This is a genomic window from Promicromonospora sp. NPDC057138, from assembly GCF_042670845.1.
Classification (GTDB): domain Bacteria; phylum Actinomycetota; class Actinomycetes; order Actinomycetales; family Cellulomonadaceae; genus Promicromonospora.
Genome location: NZ_JBHUUX010000135.1, coordinates 1 through 2,176 on the forward strand (window position 1 = coordinate 1; position 2,176 = coordinate 2,176).

Consider the following 2,176-nt stretch of genomic DNA (forward strand, 5'->3'; position numbering starts at 1 on the left):
CTCGACCACCGGTGGTCGAGCCTGTCGAGACCGAACAGGCGCTCTACTTCGCGGACCCCGGGGTTACTCCGGGTAGTTGCCGCGCTTCTTGCTCATCGGCTTCGGCAGACGCGACCGGCGCAGCTGGTAGGCGCGCGTGATCGTGTACATGAGGAGCCCGCGCGGCACCTCGCCGAACTTCGCGTTCAGGCGCTTCTTCAGCGACCGCCACATGAGCCAGGCGTCGATGACCGTCAGGAACAGGAACCCGTACAGGCCGAGCATCACGACGATGCTGAGCTGCGGGTACTGCTGCGTGAAGAACGTCGCGAACAGGAAGAGGAACGCGACAGGCAGGAAGAACTCGCCGAGGTTCCAGCGCGCGTCGATGTAGTCGCGCACGTACCGGCGGACCGGGCCCTTGTCCTTGGCCGGCATGTACTTCTCGTCGCCGGTCTGCATCGCCTGGTAGGCCCGCTCGCGGTCGATGCGCGACTTCTCGCGCTCGGCCTTCTTCGCGGCCCTGCGGTCGTCCGGGACGAGCGGACGCTTGTTCGCGGCCTGCGCGACGTTGCGCTTGGGCGTCGGGCGCCCCTTCTTGGGGGCGTCGGCCGGCGTCGTCGCGGACGCGGAATCCACCTCGTCGGGAGAGTCGCCCACTGGGGTCACGCCCTCTGGTGTCGAAGTCTTGCTGCGGGAGAACACCTCCCCAGCCTAATCGCTCCCGCGAGCCGTCCGCTGCCAGCCGTTAACGTGGGGCCGTGACCATCGATACATCCGCGGCCCTCCGCGCCCGCGTCGCCGAGCTGTTCCCCGCCCTGCAGGCCGATCTCGAAGCGCTGGTGCGCATCCCGAGCGTCTCGGCCGCCGCCTTCGACCAGGCGCACGTCGCGGCCAGCGCCGCGGCCACCGAGCAGCTCCTGCGCGACGTCGGCCTGCCCGACGTCCAGATCCTGTCCGCACCGCGGCCCGACGGCACGCCGGGCGCGCCCGCCGTCGTCGCGCGCAGGCCGGCGCCCGAGGGCGCGCCGACCGTCCTCCTGTACGCGCACCACGACGTGCAGCCGCCGGGCGACCCCGCGACCTGGGACACCGCCGACCCGTTCGAGCCCACCCAGGTGGGGGAGCGCCTCTTCGGCCGCGGCGCGGCCGACGACAAGGCGGGCATCGTGGCCCACCTGGGTGCCCTGCGCACGCTCGGGCTGCCCGACGGCGCGGACCTGCCCGTCGGCGTGACCGTGTTCCTCGAGGGCGAGGAGGAGTCGGGGTCGCCGTCGTTCCGCGCGTTCCTGGAGGCGCATCGCGACCTGCTCGCGGCCGACGTCATCGTCGTCGCCGACTCGATGAACTGGAAGGTGGGCGTGCCCGCCCTCACGACGTCGCTGCGCGGCCTGGTCGACGGCGACCTCGAGGTACGGGTCCTGGAGCACGCCGTCCACTCCGGCATGTTCGGCGGCCCGGTCCTGGACGCCGTCACCCTGATGTCGCGCCTCGTCGCGACGTTCCACGACGACGCGGGCGACGTCGCGATCGACGGCCTGGTCACCGCGCCCGAGCCGCAGGTCGACTACGACGAGGCAGCGCTCCGGGCCGACTCCTCGCTGCTCGACGGCGTGACCCTCGCCGGCACCGGCACGGTCTCCGGGCGGATGTGGACCAAGCCCGCGCTGTCTGTGATCGGCATGGACGTGACGTCGGTGGCCGAGGCGTCCAACACGATCGCGCCGAGCTGCACCGCGAAGATCTCGCTGCGCCTCGCCCCCGGTCAGGACCCGGCGGCGGCCGACGCGGCGCTCGCCGCGCACGTGGCGAAGCACGCGCCCTTCGGCGCCCAGGTCACCTGGCGCTCCGGCGAGGCGGGCAAGCCGTTCCTCGCGCCGGGCGACACGGCGGCGATGCGCGCGGCCCGCGCGGCGTTCACCGAGGCCTGGGGCACCGCGCCGGTCGACATCGGCGTCGGCGGGTCCATCCCGTTCATCGCCGACCTGCTCGAGGTCTTCCCCGAGGCCGCGATCCTCGTGACCGGCGTCGAGGACCCGGACTCCCGGGCGCACGGCGCGAACGAGTCGGTGCACCTGGGCGAGCTGCAGAAGGTCGTCCTCGCGGAGGCCCTCCTGCTGACCAAGATCGCCGAAGGCCTCTGAGCGTCGTCGCGAAGTAGAGCGCTTGTCCGGATCAGCCTGGGGTTGGCCCAGGC

General features: G+C 72.4%; 2 protein-coding genes. One reads left to right on the forward strand and one right to left on the reverse strand.

What is annotated here, in order from left to right; genetic code table 11:
• Nucleotides 1–63: 63 nt before the first annotated feature.
• Nucleotides 64–684 (reverse strand): DUF3043 domain-containing protein, encoded by a 621-nt coding sequence (locus tag ACFT2C_RS29015; RefSeq protein ID WP_377210569.1) that lies wholly within the window; start codon nucleotides 682–684, stop codon nucleotides 64–66.
• Nucleotides 685–740: 56 nt separating this feature from the next.
• On the opposite strand from ACFT2C_RS29015, the gene ACFT2C_RS29020 reads away from it, so the two are divergent.
• Entirely contained in the window at nucleotides 741–2,123 is a 1,383-nt protein-coding gene (locus ACFT2C_RS29020) for a dipeptidase (RefSeq protein WP_377210570.1), read from the forward strand.
• The last annotated feature ends 53 nt before the right edge of the window (nucleotides 2,124–2,176 follow it).